This is a genomic window from Dactylosporangium salmoneum, from assembly GCF_039532525.1.
GTDB classification, from domain to species: Bacteria; Actinomycetota; Actinomycetes; order Mycobacteriales; family Micromonosporaceae; genus Dactylosporangium; species Dactylosporangium salmoneum.
On record NZ_BAAARV010000021.1, the window covers coordinates 1 to 20,414 of the forward strand.

The window sequence follows — 20,414 nt, forward strand, 5'->3', positions numbered from 1 at the left end:
AGCCTAGAACAACCCGGAAGAATCTTGCGAAGACCCCTTGACCTAGAGGGGAACCAGATGAGTGAGTTGATCTTGGCTCGTCTTCGCCCCGGTGAGTTGGACAGGGAAGAGGAAGTGTCTCCGCCGACCCTGATCCACCGCGGTTCGAGCCCGTTCGAGATCCTCGATGCGTACGGGCTCGAACCGGTCGCTACTGTCTGCCCCAACGGCGCCGGCCAACAACCGTCGATGACGACTGGCGGTCCATCCGTCTGCCGAGCAGATTGCACAAGATCGGACCGTCGGTGCGGTCGTCGTCGACGCGCTCGATCGCTCGCGCCGCTGCTGGTGGCAATGGGATCGGGACGACCTTTGCCGCCCTTGCCCCGGACTCGTAAGATGCGGTCGCCGTGCTCTTCGCCGAAGTTCATCGGTGCGGCCAGCGCTGCCGAACGCCTCGCGTGGCACCGGCCGTCATCGGCTTCACCGTCGTCGCGCTCGGCACCTCGCTGCCAGAACTCGTCACCGCTGTATAGGCCTAACGCCACCGCGAGGCGTTTGCGATCCAGACGCGTCCGGTGCGCACAGCCGGAAAGCGACCACCGATCGGTCCGGCTGGCTCTCGGACCGCGCGCGAACCCCACCTGTCGGGCCGTGCACTGCGGCCGGGACGAGCACTAGCCTTGTAGCTGAAGACTTCCGTCGATCCATCTGGAGGGCAAGATCAACGGCTTCGAGAAGATTCTGCCGGTTGCCACGAGGGCCATCATCGATGCCTCGCGCAGAATCGCCGAGGCCAGGCGGCGTGACACCATGCGCAACGCCGTGCGTCCGCTCATGTCGGAGGGAACCTCGGACCAGATCCTGCAGACACTGTCACCGGAGGATTTCCGCCGCCTCGACGACTACCTGAGATCGGCGGCGTTCCAGAGCCTCGCGATGCAGGTGGTGCTCGCCGATCTTTACCCGCAGTCGGCAAAACACACCGAGCTCAGCGCCGACGTGCGCGAGGCGCTGCGGCACGGCCTCCGTCATCGAGGCATCGCCACAGAGGCGCTCACCGAGCTGACCGATGTAGTAATGGCGAGCCTGACGGCATCGGCGCAGACGGCCTGGCAGGAGGTGGCCGGGGGGCGACGCAGCACGTCCAGCGCCACCCTGCTTTCGGCGCTCGGGCAGATCACTGCCATGGCCGCACGAAACAAAGGCCTACTCGCCGGCGTCGGATCGATCGCCGCCTTCCATAGGCTGGCCGCAAAGATGCGCGCGCAGATCGCCGCCTTCCACGACCGTGTTCGACTCCCGCACATCGGCGTAAGCCGCTCAGTCGAGTGGGAGCAGCTGTACGTGACACCAACGCTGCGCACCCAGTTCGACGCCGAGAGGCCAATGGATATTGCCGAGCTGGTAGGGACCGGCAATCGCTACGTTGTCCTCGGCGATCCAGGCGCCGGCAAGTCGACCCTTGCCGCAAAGTTGGTGCACGACATCTCCACCAGCGGCACCGGCGAAATCGTGCCCTTCCTGATGACGCTGCGCAACCACTCGGCCCGGTTCGAATCCGGTGGGCGGCCGTTGGTCGAGCATCTGGTCGCAGCGTGCGCCGACCCGTACAACGTCGCAATGACGGCCGAAGCGGCCGAGTACTTCCTGCTCAACGGTCAGGCGGCCGTAGTCTTGGACGGCCTCGACGAGCTCACTGAGCTGTCGCTGCGCAGCCGTGTCATCCATCTCATCGAGGGGTTCGCCACCGCATATCCGCTGGTGCCAATCGTGGTAACTTCGCGCCGGATCGGCTACACCCAGGCCACGGCGATGAGCGACGCCCTACCCGGAGGCCGGGCCCCGGTCGAGCCGTCGGCAACGGCGCTCGACGAGCGCCTGTTCAGCAAGCTCTTCATCGAAAGCTTCTCCCCGGCGCAGGTTACGGCATACTCGCGGAACTGGTTCGCCTTGGACGAGGGCCATCTGCCGGCTGAGCGTACCCGCTTATGCGAGGCTTTCCTCCGCGAGAGCGAGAGCATCGCCGACCTACGCCGAAACCCGCTGCTGCTGGCACTGCTATGCGCAATGTACGGCGCCAGCCAGTTCATACCGCGCAACCGAGCACAAGTGTATGAGCGTTGTGCGCTCATGGTGTTCGAACGCTGGGACAGCATTCGCGGGATCCGGCTGCCCCTGGAGTTCCACGGTCATGTCCGCGGAGCAATCCAGCTCCTGGCGTGGCGAATGTTCGAGAACGGCGGTCGTACTGAGCTCCCGGCGCGGACTGTGCTGAAAATCCTCGTGAACTTCCTTCGCGATCGCGGGTACGACGAGTACGAGGCCAGCCGGGTCGGCGACAGTTTTCTGGCCTTCTGCGCCGGACGCGCCTGGGTCCTGCGGGAGGTAGGCACGACCGACGCCGAGCCGATGTACGGCTTCGCGCACCGCACGTTCCTGGAGTTCTTCGCTGCGGAGTATGTGGTGCGTCATTACGAGCTTCCCGAGCATGTCTGGAAGGTGATCGGGCCGAACCTGAGCCTCGGCAAGTGGGACATTGTCGGCCAGTTGGCGTTACAGCTCCTCGAGCGCAACATCGACTACGGCGCGGACCGCCTCCTGGTCTACGCGATCGATGAGGTACGCAGCCCGAGGTTCGCCTCCAACGCCACAAACCTGACCGTTTTCCTCGCCCGGTCGCTAGGGCACGTGGCGCCCTCGTCGATGATAGTAACCGATATCGTCGATATATGCGTCGATGCCGTGCTCAGCCTGGGCACAGCGGAGCGCTGCTCGTTCTCGCTCAGCCCGCACAAGAGCAGTCTCGTACAGCGAACCGACGGGCCGCTGCACGCGCTCTTAACCGACTGTCTCGAGGGCAACCTCCCCCTTGTGGACCAGGCGCTGTCGAAGCGGTTGCGGCGCGACTATCCGAGGCACCAGCTGACCCTCGCGGCCGTGCTGCGCGCGATCGAATGGCCGGGCCTCTGCGAGGACACGGCACGCAGCGGCTTCTGGCACGACTGGGCGCAATCGATGCATATCGAACTGATCACCGCCTACCCCCCGGTGCCGACGGTGGCCGGCGCCGAGGCGCTCGCCCCAGCCCAGGCCGTCGTGCTCTCCGCCGCGGCAGACGCCGACGACCTGCGCCTGCTGTACAGCATTCTGTGGGCCCTGCGGCCGATCGGAGAACCGCCGGCACTGGCAGGGCTCGGGTCTCGCAGTATCGACGGAGGCGACTGGCGGCTTGCGAACGCGATCCGGGAGCTGCTGTCGGCGACGTCACTGCCGTGGCTGTCGACGCGCTCCGTCGACGCTCCGGCCATGTCGGCGTACTTCAAGGACTGGGCCGATACTGCCCTTCCCGAAGGTCGGCACACGCACGGCGGAACGGAGCTGGCGACGTTGCTCGTCCTGTGTCTGCCATACCTCGAGATCATCGCGGACGGTGGTGAGTCGGCACCGCCGGGACCGCCGGTGTTCCGGCTTCTGGTCGATGCCCGACGCCGATCGCGGGCCGGCACGCTGTTACTCGACTCCAGGGAGGTGCGGGCGGTACGCGAGCACCTGCGGGAGGCCCAGGTGCCGGAGTCGGACGCGCAGCTCCTGCGGGACTGGATCGTGCGTGCGGTCAGCACGATCGGCCACAGCGGCAGGACATACAAAGGTTGAAGGATCAGGGTTACGGCGGTTCGGGGTCGAGGGTTAGGCCAGTGTCGGTGAGGAGGCTGGTCAGGAGATCAGGACGTTACTGGATGCGCTTGAGCCGGATCTTTACCAGCCAGGGCAAAGGCAAACATTTCACAGGCTGTAGCGATCGATGTCTAGGCGCAGCACATCGTTCAAGATCAGCAGCGTGGGCATTTGGTGGATGTCGGCCCCTGCACGCACCAATACCCCAACGCCCAGCTCAATACGTGTTCGGAGCCACCGAGCCGCTCGACGAGTCGAACCCCCACACCCTCATTCTCGATCCACCGATGCCGCATCGCGGGCGGAGCCGGTACGGCCTCCTTCCCAACGCAACAGTGGTGGCGCAACGCCGAAGACGAGGCCACACCTACGCGCGGGCAGGCGAAGTTCGCCGCGTTCAAACTGGCCGTGCCGCCCGACGAACACACACGGCATCGCCACCGCACTCCTCACCACCCTGCTGGAGTCCCGGCCAGGCCGTTCGCCACGCTGTGCGAGCACCTGGCGGGGGCACGGAGCGCGACCCGCCGGAGGTAAGGCCAGCGCTGCATCAGCGGCTATGAGCGTGAACGGGTAGGCGGGGCCGCAGGCTGCCGTCGGGTTGCCGATCGGTGTGCGGCGCGCCCTGTCGCTGTGGTCCCGGCTGTCGGTGGCACGCTCCCATCGTGAACCCGCTGCGCATGATCGAGACCTCTCCGGGGGCGTAGTCGCTGCTGCTCGACGCCGGCACAACCGATGCCGACGAGGTGATCGAAGAACTTGGTCACGAGCCCAACGGATACTTCTGGGACAGCATCGCCCAGCTTCTGGTCGACGCCGAGGCGCCGTATCTTGCCGGGCGCTTCCGGCTACGACCCGGAGGGCGACACGTTCGTCGCCCACGGATCCGACCGGCCAGCGCTCGATGAGCTCGCACGCTGATGACCGCCGCCGCGACCGACGCCGAGCGGCTCCGGCAGCTCGTCGCCCTCGCGGCGTATCGCGGGTTCGAATTCGACGACTGATTCCCACACGCCACCGGACTGGAAGCTACCCGGACCGCGGTCTATCCATACCTGGACGGCACGTGGGCATCGCTACGGATCTCAGAAGGTCAGGGGTTCGAGTCGCCTCGGGAGCGCAGCACAACGGTGCGGGCCGGCCGGCCCCGCAGCCGCTCGACCTGCCGGACCCGGTCGCCGGCCCTGTCCTGCGCCCGCACCCTCTGATATCACGTTGGCCAGTACCTCGGCGTGGCGGACGAGGAGCACGCTCCTACCCCGGCGGCGGGCAGTCGCAGAACCGGACCTGGCATGCAAACGAGCTCACCCGACGGGCAGCCGGTTCGTCTCCCGGGCCGGCAGGAGCAGACACAGCACGCTCGACGCGGCGATCATCAACCCGGCGCAGCGCAGCGGCGCCGCGACACCCGCCGCCGTGGCAAGGCCGCCGCCGGCGACCGCCCCAAGCGGCAGCAGCCCGTAGGCGAGGGTCCGGAAGGCGGCGGAGGCTCGGCCCAGGTACGCGTCGGGCACGAGCACCTGCCGCGCCATCGAAGCGACGACGTTCCACAGCGGCACCGTCATGTCGTTGACCGCGAACAGCAGGCAGGCCAGGGCGACGCTCGTCGTGATGCTCACGGCCGGGTACGCGAGTCCGCCCACGAGCACCGCCAGGAACAGGGCGGCCCGTACGCCGAGCACTTGCGCGAGCCACGGCGAGCACAGCCCACCGGCGAGGCTCCCGGCTGCGCCGCACGTCAGCAGCACCCCGTAGCCCAACTCGCTGCTGTGCAGCGCCCGGAGGCTGAACAGCACCAGCGTGCCGCTCACCCCGCCCTCCAGGAAGCTCAGCAGCCCGGTGAACAGCAGCAACACCCGCAGGGTCCGGTCGCGCCAGCACAGCGCCGCCCCGGCCCAGGCCTAGCGCAGCCCGTCGCCGCGCGCCGCGACGTTCGGGACGGGCACCTGCGGCGGTACCTGCCGCACAAACCACCAGCTGCCGAAGTACGTGACGGCGTCGAACACGAGCGGCGCGGCAGCAGCAACACCCGCGAGGAACCCGCCGAGCGGGTGACCGGCGCTTTGCGCGACGGTCTCCGTCGTCGCCAACCGGGCGTTGGCCCGCAGGAGCCGATCCGCTGGAGCGACCGCGGGCAGCATCGCGGTGAGCGCCGAGTTGAAGTACACCTCGCCGACCCCCAGGACGACACCGACCGCGATGAGCAGCGGGATGCTCACCCCGGCCAGCAGCGCCACCGCGGCCGCGGCCAGCAGTGCGACCCCGCGGCTCAGATCGGCCGCGGCGAGGAACCGGCGCCGGTCGGCGGTGTCGATGGGGACGGCCAGCAGCGGCGCGATCAGCCACGGCAGCCGCGGCAGCACCACGACCGCGCTCACCAGCAGTGGCTGCGCAGTGCAAGCGGCGGCGAGGACCGGCAGCGCGGCCAGACGGACGCCGTCGCACACGTTCGACACGGCCAACGACCACCACAGCTGTCTGAACGCCACGGTCTTCAGGATGGCAGTACGGCGGCCGCCTCATCGACATCACCTTCGCCAACAGCAGCTCAACCCCGTAGTTGATCACCGCAGACTGGGTGGCCGGCGCCGTCCGCCAGGTCGGCCACCCGCGGGCCACTCGTGCCGGCGAAGATCCATTCGTGGCGCAGCTGGCGCCCCTCGTGGCCGGGTGGATCGTCGGCGGAATCTGGCCGGATACCGATCTGATTACAAGTCCAAGACGCGTCTGACCCAGTTCGCGCGCGATCGAGCTCGAAGATCCGTCGGTGCTCGATGGGGCCCGCCGGCCCGTGGCCTGGGGCACACGTCGGCGCCTGCGGCGACCTGGGTTCGACCGGGCCGGTACGAAACCCGGCTCAACGCGCGTCGCGGCCGGTTGGAGCCGACGGCGAGGTCGTCGCGAAGGCCTTCCGCCGCCACACCAGACTGCTACCTCTTGCAGTGAATGACGTGCAGCCGGGCAAGACGCTGCACGAGCTCGCTTTGGGGCACCAACCGCAGTCGGCAGTGCACCGTGCGCTTCCGGTCGTCGTGCTCATGTGCGCCGGACGCGGGAACTTGGCGTGAGACCGCGACGGTTCGACAACAGCACGACGTCCCTCGGATTCTCGTTTCGCTGCAGACTGGCGAGGACGGCGTGTTGAGTCTCCGGTGTCCAGAAGATCCTCAAGTCCTGGCGTGCCCGAGTAATGGCTGTGTAAAAGATGTTGTGGGTGATGTCCTCTTCGTTAGCGTCCGTAATGACGATCTTGACGGAGTCGTACTCGAGGCCCTGCGCCTTATGGATTGAGACCGCGTAGGCGACCTGGAACGGGACGGCGGTGTTGAGGGAGTCGTCGTCTGTGTCGCTGGTGTCGTAGTCGTACACACAGAAGCGGACGGTCGATCCTGCTACCCATTCAAGGTCGACGCCGAAGACGTCGAACTCGCTGACGGGACGGTCGAGCTCGACGTCGAATTGGATCTGTCCCGTGGTGCACGCGATGTCGACGATCCGGCCCTTCAGGTTGTTATAGATGACCGGCCGGAATCGCTCAGCATCGTTGAATAGAACCGAGTCACCGATCTTGTAGATGGTATCGCGCCAGGTGATCCCCGGGTTTGGGTTGCTACTCTGAAGGAACCGGTTGATGTTGTTAATGCCGTAAAGACCGTCGTAGTTCAAGCAGAGGATGATCTCGTCGTCTCGCTGGGCCTTGAACAGCGATGTGTCAAGCACACTCGAATACCCGTTGCGGGCGATGACCTCGGCGATGTCGTCGTCGAGATTGCGGACCTTGCCCCAGAAGTCCAGGAGCGACTTGTCTGTTGTCCGGAACGGGGTGGTCAGTTCGAACGTCGAGGTGCTAGGGATGAACGAGCGGATGATGCTGAACCAGTTGCCGAACTGGATCGACTCAATCTGGTAGACGTCGCCGACGAGGACGAGCAGCTTGAAGGATGTCTGCTCCAAAATCTTGAGCAGGTCAGCGTTGCTGACCGTGCTGCATTCGTCGATGACCAGCACGTCGTATTCCGGGTCGGAAGAGGTGCGGTGGAGGTGGCTGCTGATCGTCCGGAAGGTCGATTCTTGTGCGGTGACCTTGCGCTTGAGGTTGTTCATCGCTGGATTGGTGTGGGCGAGGAACAGCTTCGACTTGTCGTTGAAGTAGCCTGCGATGTGGTCGACCATCGTCGACTTGCCGGTGCCGGCCGCGCCGTAGATAAGTGCCACCTTCGACTGGCCGAAGAGCTGCTTGAGCACAGCTACCTTGAAATCGTCGTCGATGCCGTGCGGCTTCTCGTCGAGCCAACGCTCGACGGCCTGCGTGTAACCGTCGATGCCTGAAGACGCGAGCTTCTGCAACGCTTCGACGATGGCGAAGGTGTCATCCTCGTACCCCCGGATGAAGACGTGCCCCTTGTCTAGAACAAGCTGCCGGTTCTTGTGCTTGTAGTAGAGGTTGCTGTTGTACGCCGCGATCAGCGCGTTGACGTCGCCGAAGGCCTCGAGATCTGCCGTAGGCGTGTAGAGCTGCCCGCGGTGTTCAACGTTGTTCTTGACATGCCGGGCGAGCAGCTCGTGCTTGCGTGTGGCGGCGTTGAGGCTCTCGGCGAGGTCCCAGAACCTTGGGTTGTGTCCAGACAACGAAGTGCAGAAGGGCATCTGGTCGAAGGGGATGCAGCCGTACTGCAGGTTCAGCCCGGACAGCGGGGCACAGCTAGCCCAGTTGTGCTGTCGCTTGAGCACGAGGTTGTTCATCTGCAGCATGAGGTAGCGGATGACGTTGTGACCCGGTAGACCTGCGCGCACGATACGGCGCGCCTCATCAAGTGCAGCGAATATCTGTGGCTTCTTGATGGATGTGGTACCCTCGACCTTCGTCGCCTGGTACTTGTCGTCCGGCATGTCGACCAGGTCGAGGAGGCTGCCGGAGCCGATCGTCAGGCCTCGCATCAGGTAGCCGTATTCCGGGGAGTTAATCCGGGTCTGGATATCGATGCCGAACAGACGTGCGAAGTTGTCGAACTCGCATGGGCGGATTGAAACCTCCCACTCGCGGATGACCGTGATCGGCATTGTCTCGTCGAGCACCTTGATCGCGTCGTGCTGGAGCGTCAGCATCGCCGCGTACTTATCGGTCATGTCGATGTCGGTGAAGGCGATGATGCGGTCGGTCTTGCTGAACTTGTTGACTGCTCGATAGAAGGTGACCTCGTAATAGATATGCCCGCTGACGAAGAAGGGGCGCGTCTTATGGACGTAGTACCGGGCGCGAGAGTCGCTGGGGACCGACGTTGCCCGCAGCGCGCTGATCCTGGCGGCGATCTTCTCGTGGTATTCCCGCAATGAGGGATCGAGGTCGATCGGGAACGACTCCAGGTTGGTCAGGATCCTGATCCCACAGCTGTCCTTGAGCAGGGTGCGGATGCGCAGGAGGTACTCGTAGTACTTGAGCATCAGACGTTCGGAGGCATCGCCGTCCAGGGTGTAGTGAGATGCGCTGATCTGGATGAGCTTGTGGAACTTGGCGAGGAAGTTTAGTTGGGCCCTGGTCTTGACGAAGGCGAGTCCGGGCTCCACGGCCGGGTAGTTGAACTCGGCAAGATCATTGTCCTTGTGGAGTCGCACGGCGACGCCTTCGACCAGGTTGCGGAGCTGGGCAAGCAGATTCTGCGACAGCAGCGCACGTTGATCTGTGAGCGACGCAATGTTCTGGCTGATCGCCTCATTGACGCGCTGGATCTGTTCGCCGACTGTGATCATGAATCTATTCGCCTCAATCGTGACGAGCAACCTGGATGTACGCTCAAGATAGGGGTTGCGCTCCGTGGGCGCCCGCCGTTTTTGCCCCGTAGCCTCCTGAAGCTTTTACGACTTCGACTGGCCCGGCCCCTCGCCGCTGACCGACGCCAACCCTGGGAACGGCCCGCGCCTCCCGATCGACTCATAGCCGCCGGGGTCCGCCATGACCTTGGGCATCTCCGCGCAACGACCGCCTGCCTCGCCAGCGCGCCGAATCCCAGCCGGCTAGGACCGGGCGGCCACCGGGACAGCCTAACCATCGATCGATAAATGGGTCGCGCCGCCGGGCGCCGAACCGGACCGAAACTACATATAGAAGGCGTAACGGCCCTGGGGTCGGTCACGCGAGTCGAGGTGGCGCAGGATTTCGCCGACGCGGTCGGCGGTGCGCAGCGTGATCGGCAAGCGGCCGTCGAGCTGGGTCTGGTTCCAGTTCATCTTGGTCAGCGCGAGGAGCTCACCGGCGAGGTGTTCGGGGCTCGACTCGGTCTCGACGAGCCGGAACGGCAACGGGGTAGGGATGTACATGCCGGGGTAGGTGCCGTAGAAGGGCACGCTGCCCCGGGTGTAGAGCAGGTGCCGGCGGTCGTCGAGGGTGAGCAGGGCGCCCCGCAGGGGCGGGTGGTTGGCGGAGCGGAAGAGGCGGACCGGGTCGCTCGTGGGCAGCCAGAGCAGTTCGAGGGTGTCAATGTCGGCGGCGTCGGCGGCGGCACGGAACCCGGCGAGTTCGTCGGGGGTGTAGGACGACGTCTTGTGCAGCACGACCCGGGCGGGAAGTGTACGGTGTTCGCCCCGGTACCGGGTCAGTGCTTCGGTGAGCAGGGTCTGCGCGTCGTGGCGGCTGAGGTGGGGTTGGCGATCGTGGCGAGACACTTTGGCGGGGGCGCCGCGGACGATGACGCCGTCGCCGCGCTGGTTGAAGACTTGGGCGACGCTGGTCTCCAGGGTGGTGTTGTCGCCACTGCGGTAGAAGGTGACGCCGACGTAGCAGCTGGTCAGGTCGCTGGCGTCGCGGGGCAGCCGCCACGGGACGCCGCCGGACTTGTAGTAGAGGGCGGTGTGCAGGTTCCAGGCGCGGGTGGCCTCGTCCTGCAGGCGGGGCTTGTCGGTGGTGGCGGGTTTGAAGGTGGGGTCCCAGGTGGTACGGCGGATGATCTGGATCGGCCGGCTGTAGCGCATGTTGCGGGCCTTGAGCAGGGCCCGGAAGTCGTCGACCGGCTCGGGGAGCGGGGCCTTCTTCCAGGGCGCCTCGGGGTCGGTCTCGCGGGCGGGGCGTTCGGCGAGCTCGTCGGGGCGGGCGATCAGGATGACGTCGCAGCCGGGCTCCTCGTCGAGGATGTCGAGCTCGGCGAGGTACAGCTCGAGCGCGGCCTTGACGGCATCCTGGGGCCTGAGCCCGACGAGTCGCTTGAGGTCGCGCTCGCGGATCGGCCGTTCCAGCCGAGAGTCCCAGATGAGGGTGGAGCGGAACCCGGCGCTGGTGTCGAAGCCGGGGAACGGGACGAACAGGTGCCCGAGGCGGCTGTCCTTGGCCTCGATGGGACGGCGGCACCGGTCCAGCCAGCGGCGCAGGCCCTGGATGGCGGCGGGGGTGCCGACGATGCCGGCGCGGATGGTGCGCACGGCCGTGTTGGCGGCGTCGGCGGGGCCGTAGTCGGCGATGCCGTGGCGCGGGTCGACGTGCCGGGCACCGGCGCCGAACTCGAGGTTTGGCTCCTCGATCACGGTGAGTTTCATCGGGGCACCTCGAACAAGGCGAGCTCCTCCTCGGCGTCCTCGACAGCGACGGTGTCGTCCTCGAGCGCCTCCTCGTCGTCGGCGGACTTGCGGGGGTCGGACAGCCACGCCTTGTCGTCGATGCCCTTGTCGGCGTCGAAGGTCTCCAACTGGCCGTAGCTGAGGATGGTGCTGCGAAGATCGAGGGTGTCGTCGTCGCCGCGCAGGTAGTGCGCCCACATGCGGGTCTGGTGGTAGACGGCCGGGTTGCGGTCAAGACGCTTGATGCCGGCCAGGTACTCCGACAGGTACAACGAGTCCCGGTACCCGTCTCGCGTGTAGTGGTAGGTCGGCACGAGCGCGCAGTACCAGTTGCCGTCGATCATGAGGAACTGCCACTCCAGCGCCGCGTGCAGGTAGTAGCTGACCTGGCCAGGGTCGGTCTTCTTGTACTTCGGCGTGAACACCTGCCGGGTCCGGCCGCTGGCGCTGCGGATGCTTCGGGCCGTCAGATCGGGTGTCGCGCGCCAGTAGACGATCTTCCGGCCGCCGTGCCAGGCGCAGTCCGCGGCGATGTCGGCCCGCAGGGCCTGGTTGAGCAGGTGCACGAGCCACCGGGGACGGGTGTCGTCGGCCGTGTCGGCCCACTCGGCGACCGCCAGCTCCTGCACGCCGCCCGTGATGATCTTTCCGAGGGCGGAGAGGTGCGGCGGGCGCCAGGTGTAGATCCGGTCGCCGCGCAGGATGAAGTCGTCGCCGATCGGCAGGTCGGAGTCGAGGTCGCGCTGGCGGGCGAACACCTCGCGGGCGTCCTGCGTGTCGATTGGCGCGTGGTAGACGATCTCGGGGATGGCGACGCGCAGCAGGTTGCTGGTCAGCGTCTCGGGCCGGTCCTCGGCGACGGGCACGTGGGCGTCGCCGTGCGGGTCGGCAAGGTTGAGCAGCCGGTGGGCGGCCGACTGGTCGAACCGCTGCGTGTTCTTGTCGAAGTCGATCCGCCCGGACGCGCGGTGGGCGGGATCGGCGAACCAGTCCTGGACGTGCATCCACCAGGCTTCGCCGGTCTCCGGGTGGGAACAGACCAGCAGCACCGGCACGGGCGCGCTCATCCAGTAGTCGACGTCGGCGTCGCTGCACACGAAATGGAAGGTGGTGTCGTTCTCCCCGGGGAACCGCCGCTCGCCCTTGCCCTTGCTCTGCACGAGCAGCATGCGGTTGGCGACCTCCCCGGTGACCGGGTTGCGCAGCTCGATCTCGCCGTCGATGCCGGCGTCAGTCTTGCGCTCGTGCCAGACGAAGCCCATCTCGTAGACGCGGGTGTGGATGAGCGCAATCGCACCGTCGCCCGTGTGCGCGCTCTTGTCGATCTTCTTCACCCGACGACCCCTTCCGCATGCCGTGACCGTCGACCGCCGGCGCGTGCCGGACGGGCTGCGGATAACCGTACGTGGGGGGTACGACAATTTGGCGGCTGGCGGCCGCGGCTGCCCGTCGCGCGAAATGCACATACTGGACTAAAGGTAATCTTTCCCCGCAACAGTCGCCGTACGCGAGTGACCGCGAAATCGTCCAGCCGACGATCCCGCCACCGACCGACGCCCTCCTGGAGCAAGCTGACTGACAGACCACGACGTCGGGCCGCCACACGAGCAGCGCCCGTGCAACGAGATACCCAACCCACGGTCGCGGGCATTTGCGCAGGTGACGCGCGCTCCCGTCGACCAGCGACGTCGCCCGCCAAAAGATCTTGATCGTGGCGGTAAAGGAATCTCGCTCTACGCCCTCAATAAGGAGTGCGAGCCCCACCCCCGCGGGGCCGACGACTTGATGGAGGAAGGGCATGATCGATCCGATCGGGCTCGGCGCGGCGCTGCTCGGCGCCAACGGCGCCTGGCGGCTGGCGGCGCTGCTGATCGAGTGCCGCATGCTGCGTGACCGGGCAGAGCTCGTGCGCAACGCCGCCGCGCTGGCGCCCGGGACCCGTATCGTGAGCCGGGACCCCAAGGGCACCGTCACGATGCTGGTCTCGATCGCGCCCGGCCGGGATGCCCAGCGATGACCATCGAACAGTTTGCGGAGGTCGACGAGGTGGATGCAGTCGGCCTGCCGCCCGACGTCGACGAGCGCTTCACGCGCTTCTACAGCACGCACCACCCGGTGCTGCTGAGGTTCGTGCGCAAGCTGTGCGGGCGGTCCCGGCTTCCCGAGTCCCGGATCGACCCGCAGGACATCGTGCAGGAGGTGTTCCTGGCGGCCTGGACGAACTGGTCCACCATCGAGGACCCGGTGCGCTGGACATACGTCGTCGCGCGGCGGCGGGTCGGTGACCGCGCCGACACCGGCCGCCGGCTCTCCGAGCACATGCTGCCCGAGCACGACGGCCGGCACAGCCAGCCGCTCGAGGAGCTCAGCATGGCCAAGGACGAGCCGTTCGACGCGCTGCTCGTCAGCGAGATCTACACGGCGTTCCTCGCGCTGCCGCCGCAGCAGCGCAACGCCACCGTCTTGCGCCACATCGCGGGCTTCAGCTCCGCCGAGATCGCCGAGCGGCTCGGCTGCTCGATCGCCACCGCCGATGTCCACGTCCACCGCGGCATCAACGCCGTGCGGCAGCGGCTGGCCGAGCAGGAGCCGGTCTTCGTCGACAACACCGGCCGCCGCGCGCGTATCCGCAGGCTCGTGACCGGTGCCGCTGCTGCGGTAGTCCTCCTGGTCCTGGCCTGGATCGCCGACGTCCTGCAGCCGACCGGGCCGGCGCCCGACCCGAACGCCCCCACGCCAGATCCAGGCAGGCCCTGGATTCCGCTCGGCGGGGTCAGCGGCGGAGGCGTCAGCTGGATGCTGATCGCGCTCGGCGTGCTGCTGGTCGGCTTCGGGATCGCTGCCATCGTGCTCCTGCTGCGCCGCCGCGACGACGAGTGATCGATCGCGAGCCGTCCGCGCTTGCTCCGGGGCTCATGCCGACGTTGCGGCGCTCGGCCATGTCCTCGTCGGACGCCGCACTTCGATCCGGTGCGATTGGAGTGTCGCCGTGGAAGTTGGTGAGGAGTGGGCCTACCGGGCCCGGGGCAACGAGCCGCTGGTCCGGGTGGTGGTGATTCGGCTCGGGCGGCAGCGGCCGCCGCGGGTCCTGGTGCGGTTCCTCGACGCCGAGCTCAAGGGCCGCGAGGAGTGGGTGTCCCCGGCCCGGCTCAAGGTCCCGTGGGCGGGCGTCGCCGCGTTCCGGCGCGCCGAGCAGGCGTGGGATGCGGTGGCCGGGGCCTCGGAGCAGGCGGTGGACTCGGTCGAACATCGGGCCGCGATCTGGGTCGTCAGCGACATCCTGCCGCAGGGCTGTTGCGGCTCCCGGGAGCTGTATCGCTGGGGCGTGCTGCGGGTCCGCGACCGTGCCGGATTCGCCGACGCCGCGGGGTGCGATGCCGCCGACCTCGTCGTGCCGCCCGGGTATGTCGATGCCGACGGCTCGGTGGTCCTGCCGTGGAGCGCGCTGCTGGCGCTGGCGCAGCAGCTCGTCGAGCGCGACGCCGCCCGAATCCTTGAGGTGCTGCGGCGTGAGGACGGGCAAGCCGAACACGATGCCATCCACGGCCGGTTTTACCCCAGCCGCAAGGGCGGCACGCACATCGATCCGGAGATCTGCGCCGACCTAGAAGCCACGACCTATGGGCCGGCCCGGACGACAGTCCGCCGATGGTGTGGCGCCGGGCCGCGGGAGCGGCAGGATGAGCTTCTCGCATTACGCGCGGAGGTACTGCGCCTCGGCGATCTGCTCGAGGAGGCGATCACCGCACTGCGCCAGGCCGGACAACCCGGGCAGGCGCAGGAGCTCGAGCGTCGGCTCGGCGTCCCGGTCGCGCACCTGCGCGAACGCCGCGCACCGCAGTAGCCGCACCAGTGGCAGGGCCCGGCGCGTTTCGCTGCCGACAGCCCGGGAGGAACCTGGCCATTGACGCGCCACGGTGACCGGGGCGCCGACGATGGTCGGCATCTGCAACATGCACGCCGCGGGACGTCGGTGACCGGAAACGGCATGGCCAGGCGGTTGCAAAGGTGTGAGGGCGGCAGTGTAGGGAGGGAGCGATCAGTGGAAGTCGGTGAGGAGTGGGCGTATCGCGCCGGCAGCCGCGCCCCGGTCAGCCGGGTCGGGTGCAGCGGGTCGGAACGAAACGGCCGGCGCGGGTGCTCGTGCGGTTCCTCGACGCCGAGCTCGAGGGCCGGGAGGAGTGGGTGCCACCCGGGCGGCTGCAGGTGCGCTGGGACCAGGTCGACGGCTGGTTGTTCGACCAGCAGCGCTGGGACGCCGTATGCGCCGCCGGCACGGCCGCGCTGGACACCGTGGAGCTGGGCGCGGCGGACTGGGTGCTGGAGATGCTGCTGCCGAAGGACTGCTTGGACGTCATGGACACCTCCCGCCATGGAGTACTGCGGGTGACCGATCCGGCCGCGTTCGCCGCGGCGATCGGGATCGACCCGGTCGAGTTGGCCGTCGCACCCGGCTACATCATGGACTCCGGGACGGTGATCGTGCCGTGGCCGGGCCTGCTGACCGCGGCGCAGAAACTGGCCGAACGACATGCCGACCGGCTCCTCGACGACCTGCACCGGAAAGACGAGCAGGCCGAGCTCGAGGCGGTCCGCGGCCGGTTCTACCCCGGGCGCGACGGCGGCCAGTACATCTCGGCGGCCGCGTGCGCGGACGCGAACGCCACGGTGTTCAAGCCCCGAAACGACATGATCCGGCAGTGGTGCGGCGCCGCCCCGCGGGAATGCTTCGACGAGCTGGTGGCGTTGCGCGCCGAGGTGCTGCGCCTCGGCGATCTCGTCGCCGAGGCGGTCACCGAACTGCGCCGGGCCGGCAAGGTCCGCCAGGCCAACGACCTCGAACGACGGCTCGGCGTCCCGGTCGAACAGCTCACCCGCGCCCGCCGCCGTGCGCAAGGCTAGGCACTGGACGGCCTCCGGCCGTTCGGACTATCGGCTGCTGTCCGGGCCGTACGGGCTCCACCCGTCCAGGAACGGTCGCAGCTGTTCCGGACCAGGCGGCGGTGGCTGCTGCGGCAACTGCGGCGCGGGCACGAGCGGATCGACCCGGTCGGCGTAGCGCAGCACCCGGTCGACCCACGCCGTCCACGCCGCGCCCGGCGGCGCCGACCCGGCCGTGCCGGTTCCGGCTGGGAGGGCATCGACGGCGGCGGCCAGGGCCGCGGCGTAGGCCCGGGCGGCCTGGGCCCGGTGCCAGGCGTCGACCTGCTCGCGGACGGCCCGCTCCTCGTAGGCGTCGGTGTAGGCGGCGCGGGCGGAGGCCATGGCCTGCTCCCAGTCCCGGCGCCGGGCGGCGGCGGCCCGCTTGGCCGCCTCCTTGGCCTGCGCCTGGGCGGCGGTGCGGTGTTCGAGTTCGGCCAGGACGTGGCCGAGGCGGTCCTCGAGCCGCCAGCGCTGCCGGTCGGCCCACCGGTGGCGCCGGCCCAGGAACGGCCGCTCGTCCGGCACCTCAAGCACCAGCCGACCCGACGGCACTCGGCGCCGCTCCGGGGCGATCCGCTGCCAGGCGTAGACCTTCCGCTCCTGCAGCTCGTCACCGTCGGGCAGATAGTCGATCGTGTCCTCCCCCTCGGACACCGCCAGCAGGACGTGGAACCCGCCGGCGGTGAACCGCCGCCCCGGCCTGGGCCCGCCAGCGAGGTCGAGGGTGTGCCCGCGCTGGTCGGCGGCCCCGGCCAGAGCCTGCAGGAGCCGGAGCGCCCGCGCACGGGCCTCCGGTGACACCGCCAGCGCGGCTGGGTCCGCCTGCAGTGCCCGCACCAGCGGATGCGTGGGGTCGGCCTCGGCCGGAACCGGCACGGTCGGCCGGTCCGGGACCGGCGCAGCCGCCGCAGCGGCCGGTTGGAGCTCGATGACGAGGTCGCCGCGGTCACGGCCGCGGTGACGCAGCCGGTGGCCGTCCGGGACGAGCCGGCGCTGCATCGCCGCGAAGATCGTCCGCCGCCACGCCGCCCGCGCCGGCGCCGGCGGGTCCGGCACCCGCACCGTCCCCTCGGCCTGGAGCCGTTCGATCATGGCCTCCGCGGACGGGACTGCGGTCGAGTCCGTACGGCCGGACGCGCCGGGATCCGGCTCGGGCAGCAGCGCGAGCAGCCGCTCCCGCTCGGCCGTCCGGAGCGGCCCCGCCGCCAGCAGCTCCTCGATCCGGCAGAGAACGACGTCCGCCGGCCGCGGGTCCGGGCGGGCCTTCCGCCGGCGCCCGGCCGGGCCGGCCGCGGGTCGCAGCAACCCGGCGAGCGTCGCCCGCTGCTCCTCACTCAGCGGCGGCGCCGCGGCGACCACCTGCTGGAGGTGCTCCTCCATCGCTGCGTCGGCCGCGCTGGCCCGGGCGGCTACAGCCTGATCACGGCGCACCGTCGTGGCACTGGAGGGATGCTGCGTCAGCAGCCGCGCCCGCACCGCGGCCGCCGCGCCCGCGAGGCGCTGCCGTTCCGCATCGTCGAGGGCGCCCATCAGCTCCTCGACGCGCCCGAGGTCGAACCTCGCCGCCATCGGCCCACTATGGCATCCGCGCCTGCCGTACCGCCGACCGCGGCGAGCGCTGCGCGCGGCCAGCGCTGGTTGATAACAGCCCCCTATGTCAGTTGGTCGACCGACGCTCGGGCCTGTCGGTTTTCCACAGTACTTGGGCCAGCTCTCAGCAACCCAAGCCGCATCGTCAGGTACCGAAGTCGCTCATCGAGAACATCTCCCGCACCTCGACGTCTCGATGCTCGGCTTGGCGTGAGTCCACGACCGACCGAACGTGCCTGCTTGTGCCGTTGAAAGCCGCCACTCTACGGACACGCTGCTGGCCTCGCGGCGGTCGAGACCACAAGCCTGCCGAGTAGGCTCGAGGCTCACGGCACTCGATCTCGCATGGAGTTGAGATGGACGACGTCAACTGGGGAGTCGTTAATAACGGACTCGACTTTCTGGAGAGCTCCGTCGACCATCTGGCTAAAGGAACCGAGCGCGACCTCAAATATGCAGCCCTTCATTTGTTCGCCAGCATGGAAACTCTCGTCAAGGCGCGGCTGGCTCGTGAGCATTGGACCCTTGTTACCGCTGACGCAAAGATTCCCAGTCAAGCCTCCTATCGCGCAGGCGAAGCGCGAAGCGTGACGATCACGCAGGCGCTGCAGCGCCTTGAAGCGGTTGCCAACGTCCGCTACGACGAGGAATCGATCAAGAGGATTAGGGCTGTCGAGAGGCTGCGGAACCGGGCCGCTCATTTCAGCATGCGGGGCGAGACTCAGAAGCGGGTCGAGGTGACCGTCGCTCAAGGCCTGGATTTTATGCTTCATTTCATTGAGACCCAATTGCGTCCGGGAGCACCACAGGGGGAAGCGGAGCTCATCGACCGGACACTGGAGGGGGGCAGGCAGACCCTGGGTTCTGTGCAGGCACTGGTCCTGGAGCGACTCAGGTCACTCCAGGAAGCCCTGCATGAATACCCGTTCACTCTCGACTGTCCCGCCTGCCGCCAGCCATGTCTCGTTCTCGCGGAGGGGAGGTCGGCACGATGCCTATATTGTCTCTACGATGCAGAGGGCCCTGAGATTGCCGAAATCTATACGATCGTGATCCTGGAAATCAGGCGTGAAGATTACGCTTCAGGCGGCGTTGAATGGCCCGTTGCGGACTGCCCGGATTGCAGTGAAGAAGCGTTTGTTCCTTACATATACTCGACGGATGATCGCGAGATAGGCAGCGCATGCTTTGCTTGCGGGTTATCCCGACCGGACTAAGGACGACTCGGATTCTCCGCATGGAGGCATGTGTAGCGCAAGAGCGGTTGAGCGCAATGTACCTTTCTGACGAGTCCTCAGCGGCGCAATGTTTCGTTCGGTGGTTCCTCATGGCTCGAGCCGCGGGCGTCGTGGCCGCTGATGGTCGACGGTGAACATGTGCCACGGCGGCGGCGACGTCATCTGCGGATCGTCACGAACGGTTCCATCACGATCCTCGGCGTCGGGAGTCCTTGGCGCCCAACCCTCGGACCCTCCCGCGAAGGGAGGCCTACGCTGCTGCGCTTTTGCGCACCTCAGCGTCGGCCGGTGCATCAGCGAGCGACCGCGCGTAATCCCACTTATGGTGCGTCCGCCCGCGGCACACCTTCCTGCCGCGGCCGCCGACCCCGAGCAGCCTCGCCGGCTTCGGCCGTCCTGCTGGCTGCGAGCAACCGCTGCCGGCGCTCAGTGCTCGCCTGGTTCTCGGCGGCCCGGGTCTGTTGCAGGACTTCGGCGAACCGCCCGCGTAGGGCGGCGAGGTCGGCCCCGGCATCGCCGGTCGTGATGGTAAGCAGCTCGGTGAGGGGCCAGCGGGCGAGGTGGCCGAAGCGGGCGTAGTAGAACCCTGCGTGACGGAGCCGGTAGTGATCGGGTGTGTCCATCAGGGCGTAGCCCAGCACCTGGTAGACGTCGTTGCGGTGCAGGGCGGCGGACCGGGTGCCGTCCTGCCGCGGGCTGCCTCCTTGATCGGCTTTGAAATCCAGCAGGAGGTCGCCGTTGATGAGGTCGGCGTCGGCGGGGATGAGGCGGCTGCCGTCGAACGTCGGGCCGGCGTGGACCAGCCCGGCCGGGAGCTGTGGCAGCAGGTGTTGGAGGGCCACGTCTCGCATGGTGACCAGATCGGCGATGACCGCCGGGCTGGCCAGGGCACGGAGGTCAGCGACGTCCGCCTCGGGTGGCAGGTGCAGCAGCGGTGAGTTCGTGATCCCCGGGTTGCGGTAGAGCTCGACGAACAGGGCGAGGGCATAGCAGGTGCTGGCCCACCAGGCATCCGGCTGGGTCGAGAAGTTCGCCGGCTGCAGCACAGCACGGTCCGGATCGAGCTCCTGCAGGAATCGCTGGGCAAGCGGCCGCAACCTGGGACGCATGCGAGCGCCGTTCCACGCCAGGTCGAGCGGCACGGCCGGCGCGACGAGCATCCGCAGCCACCAGTCCGCGGCCGCGCCCTGGGTGCCGGCCGGAACCTCGGATGGCCGCGGTACGAGGATGTCGTCGGTCGCTGCGCACACCGCCGCCTGCAGTAGGCGGACGTGCGGGAACGTCTCGCGCATCCAGGCGCCGACGAGCGTGTCCGGTTTGTCGATCAACGACGTCAATGGCGCCACGGCGTCAGCCTACGACTGCCTCAGCTGGGTGGCCTGCCGCGCCGCGGAAACGGCAGACGTCGATCTGCGTGCGCGTTACGGTGACCGGGCCGGCAGATTCGGCATCTGCAGACCG

At 67.9% G+C, this 20,414-nt stretch carries 12 protein-coding genes and 1 pseudogene; 7 read left to right on the forward strand and 6 right to left on the reverse strand.

The features are described from left to right. Positions 1-440 precede the first annotated feature (440 nt). Together ABD352_RS57605 and ABD352_RS12250 are read left to right on the forward strand one after the other, a co-directional pair. A complete protein-coding gene (locus tag ABD352_RS57605; RefSeq protein WP_425553533.1) occupies positions 441-515 on the forward strand; it encodes a hypothetical protein in 75 nt (24 codons plus the stop codon). 277 nt (positions 516-792) lie between these two features. Continuing rightward, positions 793-3,636, forward strand: a complete 2,844-nt coding sequence (locus ABD352_RS12250; protein ID WP_344612427.1) for an NACHT domain-containing protein — start codon at positions 793-795, stop codon at positions 3,634-3,636. Between the two features lie 1,325 nt (positions 3,637-4,961). On the opposite strand, the pseudogene ABD352_RS12255 reads toward ABD352_RS12250, so the two are convergent. The 4 genes and pseudogenes from ABD352_RS12255 to ABD352_RS12270 all read right to left on the reverse strand — a co-directional run bounded on the left by ABD352_RS12255 (position 4,962) and on the right by ABD352_RS12270 (position 12,536). After that, positions 4,962-6,146, reverse strand: a pseudogene (locus ABD352_RS12255) (MFS transporter). Between the two features lie 547 nt (positions 6,147-6,693). Continuing rightward, on the reverse strand, positions 6,694-9,405 hold the full coding sequence (locus ABD352_RS12260) for an ATP-dependent DNA helicase (RefSeq protein WP_344612428.1): 2,712 nt from the start codon (positions 9,403-9,405) through the stop codon (positions 6,694-6,696). Positions 9,406-9,750: 345 nt separating this feature from the next. Continuing rightward, entirely contained in the window at positions 9,751-11,181 is a 1,431-nt protein-coding gene (locus ABD352_RS12265) for an argonaute/piwi family protein (RefSeq protein ID WP_344612429.1), read from the reverse strand. Next, positions 11,178-12,536 carry a DUF4365 domain-containing protein gene (locus ABD352_RS12270; protein ID WP_344612430.1) on the reverse strand — a complete coding sequence of 453 codons (1,359 nt, stop codon included), beginning with the start codon at positions 12,534-12,536 and terminating at the stop codon, positions 11,178-11,180. Before ABD352_RS12270 ends, ABD352_RS12265 begins: the two co-directional genes overlap by 4 nt. Positions 12,537-13,000: 464 nt before the next feature. On the opposite strand from ABD352_RS12270, the gene ABD352_RS12275 reads away from it, so the two are divergent. From ABD352_RS12275 to ABD352_RS12290, 4 genes are all read left to right on the forward strand, one after another. Next, positions 13,001-13,219: a hypothetical protein gene (locus ABD352_RS12275; protein WP_344612431.1), complete on the forward strand. Its 219-nt coding sequence runs from the start codon at positions 13,001-13,003 to the stop codon at positions 13,217-13,219. Continuing rightward, the gene (locus tag ABD352_RS12280) at positions 13,216-14,082 is read left to right on the forward strand and encodes an RNA polymerase sigma factor (protein WP_344612432.1); all 867 of its coding nucleotides are present in this window, start codon (positions 13,216-13,218) and stop codon (positions 14,080-14,082) included. The genes ABD352_RS12275 and ABD352_RS12280 overlap by 4 nt, the downstream gene beginning before the upstream one ends. Positions 14,083-14,191: 109 nt before the next feature. Continuing rightward, on the forward strand, positions 14,192-15,046 hold the full coding sequence (locus ABD352_RS12285; protein WP_344612433.1) for a hypothetical protein: 855 nt from the start codon (positions 14,192-14,194) through the stop codon (positions 15,044-15,046). Between the two features lie 260 nt (positions 15,047-15,306). Beyond that, on the forward strand, positions 15,307-16,104 hold the full coding sequence (locus ABD352_RS12290; RefSeq protein ID WP_344612434.1) for a hypothetical protein: 798 nt from the start codon (positions 15,307-15,309) through the stop codon (positions 16,102-16,104). Positions 16,105-16,131: 27 nt separating this feature from the next. Here the strand turns inward: ABD352_RS12290 and ABD352_RS12295 are convergent, their stop codons facing one another. Continuing rightward, the gene (locus ABD352_RS12295) at positions 16,132-17,694 is read right to left on the reverse strand and encodes a hypothetical protein (protein ID WP_344612435.1); all 1,563 of its coding nucleotides are present in this window, start codon (positions 17,692-17,694) and stop codon (positions 16,132-16,134) included. Positions 17,695-18,071: 377 nt separating this feature from the next. On the opposite strand from ABD352_RS12295, the gene ABD352_RS12300 reads away from it, so the two are divergent. Beyond that, positions 18,072-18,932 (forward strand): hypothetical protein, encoded by an 861-nt coding sequence (locus ABD352_RS12300; protein WP_344612436.1) that lies wholly within the window; start codon positions 18,072-18,074, stop codon positions 18,930-18,932. A gap of 341 nt (positions 18,933-19,273) precedes the next feature. Here ABD352_RS12300 and ABD352_RS12305 read toward each other — a convergent pair whose 3' ends face one another. Further along, positions 19,274-20,299 carry a hypothetical protein gene (locus ABD352_RS12305; RefSeq protein ID WP_344612437.1) on the reverse strand — a complete coding sequence of 342 codons (1,026 nt, stop codon included), beginning with the start codon at positions 20,297-20,299 and terminating at the stop codon, positions 19,274-19,276. Between the last annotated feature and the right edge of the window lie 115 nt (positions 20,300-20,414).

Excerpts from the sequence above, each read along its gene's own strand:
- ABD352_RS12265 (WP_344612429.1), bottom strand. The coding sequence starts at position 11,181 with ATGAAACTCACCGTGATCGAGGAGCCAAACCTCGAGTTCGGCGCCGGT.
- ABD352_RS12250 (WP_344612427.1), top strand. The coding sequence starts at position 793 with ATGCGCAACGCCGTGCGTCCGCTCATGTCGGAGGGAACCTCGGACCAG.
- ABD352_RS12295 (WP_344612435.1), bottom strand. The coding sequence starts at position 17,694 with ATGGCGGCGAGGTTCGACCTCGGGCGCGTCGAGGAGCTGATGGGCGCC.
- ABD352_RS12275 (WP_344612431.1), top strand. The coding sequence starts at position 13,001 with ATGATCGATCCGATCGGGCTCGGCGCGGCGCTGCTCGGCGCCAACGGC.
- ABD352_RS12280 (WP_344612432.1), top strand. The coding sequence starts at position 13,216 with ATGACCATCGAACAGTTTGCGGAGGTCGACGAGGTGGATGCAGTCGGC.
- ABD352_RS12300 (WP_344612436.1), top strand. The coding sequence starts at position 18,072 with ATGGACGACGTCAACTGGGGAGTCGTTAATAACGGACTCGACTTTCTG.
- ABD352_RS12260 (WP_344612428.1), bottom strand. The coding sequence starts at position 9,405 with ATGATCACAGTCGGCGAACAGATCCAGCGCGTCAATGAGGCGATCAGC.